At 63.3% G+C, this 8,624-nt stretch carries 5 protein-coding genes; all 5 read right to left on the reverse strand.

Annotation, left to right across the window (positions count from 1 at the left end):
* On the reverse strand, positions 1-480 hold a 480-nt coding region (locus RJQ10_RS05050; protein ID WP_350144264.1), incomplete at its 3' end, for a hypothetical protein.
* 47 nt (positions 481-527) lie between these two features.
* On the reverse strand, positions 528-3,059 hold the full coding sequence (locus RJQ10_RS05055) for an autotransporter family protein (RefSeq protein WP_350144266.1): 2,532 nt from the start codon (positions 3,057-3,059) through the stop codon (positions 528-530).
* A gap of 256 nt (positions 3,060-3,315) precedes the next feature.
* Complete coding sequence (locus RJQ10_RS05060; protein WP_350144268.1) at positions 3,316-5,376, reverse strand: SDR family oxidoreductase; 2,061 nt, start codon at positions 5,374-5,376, stop codon at positions 3,316-3,318.
* A gap of 77 nt (positions 5,377-5,453) precedes the next feature.
* The gene (locus tag RJQ10_RS05065) at positions 5,454-7,208 is read right to left on the reverse strand and encodes a SulP family inorganic anion transporter (protein ID WP_350144270.1); all 1,755 of its coding nucleotides are present in this window, start codon (positions 7,206-7,208) and stop codon (positions 5,454-5,456) included.
* A gap of 4 nt (positions 7,209-7,212) precedes the next feature.
* Positions 7,213-8,624: bifunctional protein tyrosine phosphatase family protein/NAD(P)/FAD-dependent oxidoreductase (locus RJQ10_RS05070; RefSeq protein WP_350144272.1), on the reverse strand; the 1,412-nt coding region annotated here is incomplete at its 5' end.

Genomic DNA, 8,624 nt, shown 5'->3' on the forward strand with positions numbered 1-8,624 from the left:
GTCGAGGTAGACCTCCAGCGGCCCCTCCCCCAGGGCTGAAAAATCGAAGCTGCGCAAGGCATCATCGAAGCTCAGGGAAGTCTCGAACGAGTCGCTGATCTCCCCGTCGAATATGAAGAAGGAGGGCGTGAAGTCGGTAACATCGGCAATGGTCTGGGGCGTCAGGAACAGCGTTTCAAAGCCGGCGAAGGAACGCGGCTCGCCCGGTGCAGTACCGTAGGAAAAGACGTTGAACGCACCGACGGTGATACTGCTGCCAACGGCGCCCACGCCCAGCGCCGTAAGCCCGCCGGTACCCTGCTGCGGGTCAAAGTTCGGCAGCCCCTCTACAGTGACGCTGGACACGTCCAGACTATCGACCTGGTAGGTCCGGCGCAGCAGCGTGGTCAGCGTCGCCGACAGTGCTGCCAGATCAATGTTCTCGGTTATCGTGAGTCCTACCGAGCCAAAGGCGGAATCAGAAAGCTTTAGAGATGACATAGGCCTTTCCTGTCAATGCTGGAGTTTATCGGGTAACGAGCCACGCCTCAGAACGACATCTCCCAGCGCATGCCGAAGGAAACAATTTCGCCACTCAGGTTTTCGTAACTGCCCAGCGCCTGGTAAGACACAAATGCGCTGACGCCGAAGGCAAACTGGGCCGCGACACCGGCGCCATAGATCAGGTAGCTGCTGTCAGGATCGTCGACATCAATCAGCAGCGATGCATCCGCAGCGTCAAATGGATCGTTGGCAAAACGGTAGCGCACGCCATCCGCACTGTCCTCGAATTCGCTGGTGTACTCCAGCCGGACGTAGGGTGTGACCACGCCCCAGGACGGCAGGAAGGTATAGCTGAACTGGCCGCTTGCAGTCAGGCTCATGGATTCGAAGCCCTGCTTGTCCACGGTAAGGTCGAGACCGCCGGCACCGGTTTCAGTGAAGCCGTCGAATTCCCCATCCAGATAGAAGAACCGCACCAGGGGATCGAACTTGATGCCGCTGAGATCAAAACTGTGGCCGACGTTGAGGCTGAGGTAGTACTCGTTGCCATCGGTGGAGGCTGTTGCCAGGCGATCAACGCTACCCCCGAAATCCTGGTACGAGATCCTGCGCTCGGTGTCGACATCGGACCAGCCATAGCTCAGGACCACATCAGCGAAGCTCTCGCCCCGGTACAGGCTGCCGTAGAAGGCCAGTGCGTAGTTGTCGGTGTCAGTGGTCGCCAGCTTGTCATCGAACTCGACTTCCGCCTTGCCCACTGACAGGGACGTGCCGACAAAGAGATTTTCGTTGACCCGGTAGTCCAGACCGCCAGTCAGGGTCTGGGCGTCGAAATCGAAACCCGATTCCAGCCCGGTGCTGTCCTGGTCGCCAAAGCTCAGGTCACCGCGGAACCACAGCCCGAACCTGCTGTTCTCCAGCATTTCATCGCTGCTGGCGCCCATGCCGAGGGCGTCGCGTGACTCGTCGAGCGCCGCGCTCAGCTGGTCGCCGGTCACTACCGTATCGCCATATTTCAGGTTCAGCCCCGCCAGACTCAGGCCCTTGGAACCGCCCTCGCGCACCCGCGCCATGCGGCCGCCGATATTGCGGAAACGGGAAAAGGACAGCACCCGCACCGACTTGCCCATGGCCGCAAGCTCTTCCGGGGTAATGGCCTGCAGTGCAACCAGGGCCTGCCTGGCCGTAGTACCCTGCGCACGCAGGTTGGTACAGAGATCAAGGAGGTCCTGCTGGGCCTCATTACCCGGCTGCAGCCCGACACAGATGCGGTCGATACGACGGGATACGCGCAATTCATTGACACTGGCATTGGCTATAACGCTGGTACCGTCCTCATCCTCCTTGCCGGTTACGCCGCCCGCTCCGGCCTCGTCTCCGTCCACGGCGAAGGCCACGTTGGCGACATTGGATTCGCGTCCCGCCTGGTCGCGAATCAGGTAGGTAAAGGAGTCGCTGCCCGTGAAGCCGGCAAACGGTCGGTACACGTAGCTGCCGTCGGCATTCAGCTGTACTTCGCCCCCCAGGGGCTCGCTCACTTTCACCGCGACGAGACCGTCCCGGGTGAAGAGCAGGTCGTTGTCGAACACGTTGCCGGTATCGAAATTATCGGCAAAGTCATCATCCATCGCCACCGGCGGCGTCGACGCATCGATGGTGACCACGAACCGGGCACTGGCAATACCGCTGAGGGACTCGCCATCAGAGGCCCGGTAGCTGAAGCTCACCTGGCCCACGAAGCCGGGGGCCGCTGTGTAGCTGAAGGTGCCGTTGGGGTTCAGGGTCAGGGTGCCGCTGGCGGGCGCCTGCTCGAGCACCGCGCTGAGGGTATCGCCATCCGGGTCGGAATCATTGGCCAGGACATTGGCGGCAGAGAAGCTGGCGCCAAAGTCATCATCCACCGCGAGCGGTGGCGTGTTTTCGGGTTCCGGCTCGACCACCAGCAGGGTCACGGTGGCCACGTTGCTCAGGGCCTCGAGATCAGCGGCCCGATAGGAAAAGCTGTCGGTACCGAAGAAGCCAGCATTGGGAACGTAGACAAAGCTGCCGTCCTGGTTGAGAGTGAGGCTGCCATTCTGGGGATTGGAATTCAGGGTTGCGACCAGGGGATCGCCGTCGGCATCGCTGTCATTGGCCAGCACATTGCGACCGGCGTAGTCGGCCCCAAAGTTGTCATCCAGCGCAACCGGCGGCGTGTTGGTGGTGGGCACGACCACCGGGCCACAGCCTGGATCAACCGAGTTGTAATAGGCGTTGGTCACGTTGATGATGGGCAGGCCGACAATGTTGTCGTTGGCGTCAAACAGCGCCAGCCGCACATCCTGGTTGAGCGTTGCGGTATTCTCAAAAACATAGGTCAGGCAGGCGTTCTGGCCGGTGAATCCGACCACCAGGGCGCCCGGATCACCCGGTGCCATGTTCTCGGCACCCAGCACTTCCACCCGGACTATGGACGGATCCTGCAGGGCAGCGCTCTGGTCCCGTCCCACGGCAACTGGAGCGGCGCTGGCGAGCGAAGGGAGCAGCAGCGACAGCACTCCCGCCACCAACATTGTACTGCGGCCGTAAATATCCATATTCTGTGTTCCCCCCCTGGAACCAGCGCGCGCCCTGACACGGGCCGTTACGGTGGTGAACTACCTGGAATTGTTGTCGTTACCCGCCCACGGACTCGACCGCACTCGACGCTATCTGACCCGGGAGTATCGCCGCTGGGGACATTACCGTCAACGCGCGTCGAGCAAGCCCGACCATCCGGGGCCGCACTGCGACTGTACACGGTGCGAGAACAACAGGCCCGTCGCGACCCCGCAGAACGCGGAGCCATCCCCGCTACCAGTGCACACCGCGCCACACCTGGGCAAACAGGCGCCTGGCCAGGGCCAGCCGGGAAGAGGGAATGGCAGCCATCTCGGCGGCGGCCTCGGCCTCGCTAAGCCCACGGGCCGCGGGTGAGTCCGGAAACAGGTCGTAGGCCTGGCTGAGGAAGGCCTCGGTGACACTGGGCAGTGTTGCCTGGGCCACCGCCCCGGCGACGCCCAGGGTCGTCGACACCTTCTTGGTCCGCGTCACGATCGCTTTCATCACCAGATCCCTGGCCTGTTCCGGGGACAGGGTCGGGAAGGCCTTGTAGAGGCCGGTGGGGGCGATCATCGGCGTCCGTACCAGGGGCATGTGGATGGTGGTGAACTCGATATTGCAGCGACTGAACTCGGGTGCCGCACAGAGGCTGAAGGCGTCCAGCGCCGCCTTGGAGGCCACGTAGGCAGAGAAGCGCGGCGGGCTGGTGAGCACGCCGATGGAGGAGATGTTGATGATATGCCCCTCTTCGCGCGCTTCCATGCCCGGCAGGAAACCCGTGATCAGCCGCAGGGCGCCAAAGTAGTTCAACTGCATGGTGCGCTCGAAGTCGTGAAAGCGGTCGTAGCTGTAGCGCACCGAGCGGCGGATAGAGCGCCCGGCATTGTTGATCAGGATATCCGCACCGCCAAAGTCGTCGGTGACGTCCCGCACCAGGCGGTCGCAGGCCCCCAGGTCAGAGACATCACAGGCGTAGGCCCGGGCACTGCCGCCCGCGGCGGCGATTTCCGCCAGGGTTTCGTCGAGCTTCTCCACCGTGCGGGCCACCAGCACCACCCGGGCGTCGGCCCGCGCCAGGCGCAGCGCGCACTCCCGGCCAATCCCCGAGGTGGCACCGGTAACCACAACCACCTTGCCCTTCACCCGCCGTCGCAGGGCCGCCAGGGTGGGTCGCCCCACCAGCCTGTCAAACAGACTGTCGACCTCAGCCACCAGCGCCCCCGCGTCTTGCCGCAGGAAGTGCAACCAGTAATCCCAGATCGCCTGGGCATAATCCTCGAAGGGCGGGCAGATAATGCCCGCGGGCTCCAGCAGGGCGCGGGTGCGGGTGGAATCAAAGTGCGTCGGGTAATTGATATAACCGACCACCTGCGGCGGAATACCCATGCGGCCCAGCACCAGCTCTCCCAGTTTCTTCACCGGCGGCATCCGGCCAATGCTCCTGCCCGCCAGCCGCGTGGCGGCATCCACCAGAGAGGCGTCCAGCGCGTGCAGGCGGGGACCGTGGGAAACGCGCATCAGTGTCTTCAGGACGTCGCCAACGCGAATGCCGTCCGGGTCGGTCAGAAAGAAGCACTCGCGATCGTGGCCGGGCAGGTGGGCCAGGTAGTCCATGGCCTTCACCACATAGTCCACCGGCACAATATTGAGCAGCCCGGCCTTGTTCATCAGCAACGGGAAGCCTTCTGGCACCACGCTGCCGAGGTTGTGCAGGGTCTCGAAAAAATAATAGGGGCCGTCGATCTTGTCCATTTCACCGGTGCGCGAGTGCCCCACAACCATGCCGGGCCGGTAGATGCGCCATTTCAGGCGCTTCTCGGCGCGCACGATCCCCTCGGACTCATGCTTGGTCTGGAAGTAGGGATGGTCCAGCGCCCCCGCCTCCTCGAACATGTCCTCGGTAAAGGTGCCCTCGTACAGTCCAGCGGCCGCAATCGAACTGACCTGGTGAAAACACCCGGCTTTCAGCGCCTTCGCCAGTGCCACCGCCTGCCGGGTACCCTCGACGTTGCTGCTGCGCTGACTCTCGGCGCTGGCCTTCATGTCGTAAATGGCTGCGAGATGGAAGAAGTGATCGATCTTGCCCGCATGCTGGCGTATCCAGGCGGGCTTCACTCCCAACCGGGGGCTGCTGAGATCCCCTTCCACGGCTACCACCTGTTGCCGGGTCGCGCCCCAGAGCTCCCTCAACCCATCGAGCTTGGCCAGGGAGCCGGGCCGCACCAGGAGATAAACGCGGCCTCCGCGATCGAGCAGCCTTGGCACCAGAAAGCGGCCGATAAAGCCGGTGCCGCCGGTTACGAAGTAATTCATGTTGTTATCTCCGCCATGCCTGTACCCGGTCACATTACTGGCAAAGGCGGCCCTTGTCACCGCCGCGCTGGCAGCGCTCAGATGATCCAGTTGTGGGGCTGGTCCCGATGGCTCTCATCCTCGACAGCCATCACGTGCTTGACCGCGTGGTGCTGGGACAGGAATACCTTGCCCGACAGCTCCTCCAGGAAGTGGGTGTGGCGCAACACATCCATCACCGGCCCCTTGACCTCTGACAGGTGCAGGGTGATCCCGCGGTCGCGCAGCTGGCTGTTGATGGACTCCAGGGCCTCCAGCGCGCTGAGATCGATCTCGTTGACGGCGGTACACATGAGGATCACATGGCGTACGTCAGGCCGCTCGTCGAGCAGGCTATAGAGGCGCGACTCGACGAAACTGGCGTTGGCAAAATACAGGCTTTCATCGATACGCAGGGAGAGGATGTCGCTGCGGGTTATCACCTCGTGCCGGTCGACGTTGCGATAATGCTCGGTACCGGGAACCTCGCCCACGACCGCCATGTGCGGGCGCGAGGTCTTGTACAGGTGCAGCGCCAGCGAAGCCAGCACCCCACAGGCGACCCCGGTCTCCACCCCGAGACCGAGAGTAACGAAGATGGTGATCGCAACCGCCACGAAATCAGAGAGGCCGTAGTCCCAGGTCCGCTTCAGAATGGAGAAATCCACCAGTGACAGCACAGCGACGATGATGGTCGCCGCCAGCGTGGCGTTGGGCAGGTAGGCGAGGAAGGGCGTAAAGAACACGGCCGAGAGCGCTATTCCCAGCGCAGTCAGGATACCCGCGGCCGGCGTCGCGGCACCGGCATCAAAATTGACGATCGAACGGGCGAACCCGCCGGTGACCGGGTAGCCGCTGGAAAACGCCGCCGCCAGGTTGGAAGCCCCGAGACCGATCAGCTCCTGGTCAGGAACGATGCGCTGGCGGCGACGGGCGGCCAGCGTATGCCCCACCGATACTGACTCGACAAAACCGATAATGGAAATCAGCAGCGCCGATACCAGCAGTTCGCGCCAGGCCGGATGCGCCAGCACCGGCAGGGAAAGCTCCGGCAAGCCGGCGGGAATATGCCCCACCAGTGACACACCGCGCGCGCCGAGATCGAGATGGTAGGCCACCACGCTGGTGCCGATTACGGCGAATACCGGTCCGGTTCGGGTGAGCATGCCCGCCCAGTAATCGGGGATGCCAAACCGCACCAGCAGCGGCTTCAGGCCACTGCGCACCCAGAGCAGGAACAGCAGGGTGGCGCCGCCGACCGCCAGGGTGGGCAGATGGGTACCGGCAATACCGTCGGCAAGGCTGGCCACCAGATGCAACAGATTATCGCCGTTACCCTTGATTCCGAGGACATGGCGCAGCTGACTGATTGCGATAATGACGCCCGACGCGGTGATAAAGCCGGCGATAACCGGGTGCGACAAAAAACTGGCCAGGAACCCCATGCGCAGGACGCCAAACAGCAGCAGCATGGCCCCCGACATCAGGGACAACAGAATTGCCGCTTCGACATAGGCGATGGAACCGGCATCGGCGATCTGCGCCACGGCAGAAGCGGTCATCAATGACACCACCGCCACCGGCCCCACCGATAGCGATGTGCTGGTGCCGAAGATCGCGTAGGCCACCAGCGGTAACATGCTGGCATACAAGCCCATCTCGGGCGGCAGCCCCGCCAGCATCGCATAGGCCAGCGATTGTGGAATCAGCATGACCGTCACGATCAATGCCGCAAGGCTGTCGTCCATGAGCGCGCCGCGGTTGTAGCGACGACCCCAGTCCAGTATCGGCAGGTAGCGCCTCAGTCTGTGCAAATACTTAATCCTCGCCAATCACCGGGCTTGCCAGCCACTCCTTGCCGCGCAACATGGCCTTCCAGTAAATGGCGGGCAGCATGCGCTCTTTCAAAAACCAGGCCGCGCGACTGGGCCGGGTACCGTCCAGGAGCCAGCGCGGCATGCTCGGCAACAGCTTACCACCGTAGCCAAACTCGGCGAGTACGATTTTGCCACGCTCCACCGTCAGCGGACAGGAGCCGTAGCCGTTATAGTGTGCTACGCCCCGCACCCGCCCCATGTCGGCCAGCAGGTTATTGGCCACCACCGGAGCCTGCATCCTGGCGGCGGCCGCCGTTTTGGCATTGGGCGCATTCATCACATCGCCCAGCGCCCAGATGTTTTCGAACTGTTTGTGGCGCAGTGTGGTCTGGTCAACGTCCACCCAACCGTTTTCATCCACCAGCGGGCTGGCGCGGATGAAGTCCGGAGCCGACTGCGGCGGCACGACGTGCAGCAGGTCGAATTCGCGGGATACCCGGTCCACCTTGCCGTCCGCAGCCGTCTGCTCGAACCAGGCTGTACGCTGTTCGCCGTCCACCGCCACCAGGCGCTGGTTGAAGTTGAGGTTGACGCCATAGGCCTCGATGTACTTCATCAGCGCCGGCACGTAGTCCTGCACCCCGAACAGCACGGCGCCCGCGTTGTAAAACTCGATCTCAATGTTGTCCAGGCAGTGTTCCCGGCGCCAGTGATCGGCGGACAGGTACATCGCCTTCTGTGGCGCGCCGGCACACTTAATCGGCATCGGCGGCTGGGTAAACAGAGCCCGCCCACCGCGGAGACTGCGCACCAGCTGCCAGGTATAGGGCGCGAGATCGAAGCGGTAATTGGAAGTGACGCCATTGCGACCGAGCGTGTCCGCAAGGCCTTCGATCGCATCCCAATTGAGCTTGAGCCCCGCCGCTACCACCAGGCGCTGGTAGCGCAGGATACGGCAGCCCTCCAGGATCACCGAGTGTCTGGCGGGGTCAAAGGCGGCCACCGCGGCCTTGACCCAGTCGACCCCCTTCGGGATCAGTGACGCCATGGTTTTCGCGGTCTGCGCCGGGCGGAATATCCCCGCGCCGACAAAGGTCCACCCGGGCTGGTAATAATGTATGTCTGCCGGATCGACAATCGCCACCTTGAGGCTCTTGTCCCGCGCCAGCAGACTGGAGGCCACCGCGATTCCGCCGGCTCCGCCACCCACAACCACCACATCGTATTCCGCCAGCACCAGGCCACCGTCCTTGACCCCGGTGCCTGCGATGCGCGCGGCAACACCACTCATGTCGTACCCCGCCTCCCTGGCCCGGCGAACAATGTCGCCCAGGCCCGGGCCCGCGCTACCGCGCGACAGGGCCCAGAGTGTGGTGGAGCGCATCCCGGTGCGACAGAAAGCATGTACCGGGC

It is taken from the genome of Haliea sp. (genome assembly GCF_040222615.1).
Classification (GTDB): Bacteria; Pseudomonadota; Gammaproteobacteria; order Pseudomonadales; family Halieaceae; genus Haliea.

Bases quoted from the DNA above. Each gene is read 5' to 3' on its own strand.
- RJQ10_RS05055 (WP_350144266.1), bottom strand. From the start codon at position 3,059: ATGGATATTTACGGCCGCAGTACAATGTTGGTGGCGGGAGTGCTGTCG.
- RJQ10_RS05060 (WP_350144268.1), bottom strand. From the start codon at position 5,376: ATGAATTACTTCGTAACCGGCGGCACCGGCTTTATCGGCCGCTTTCTG.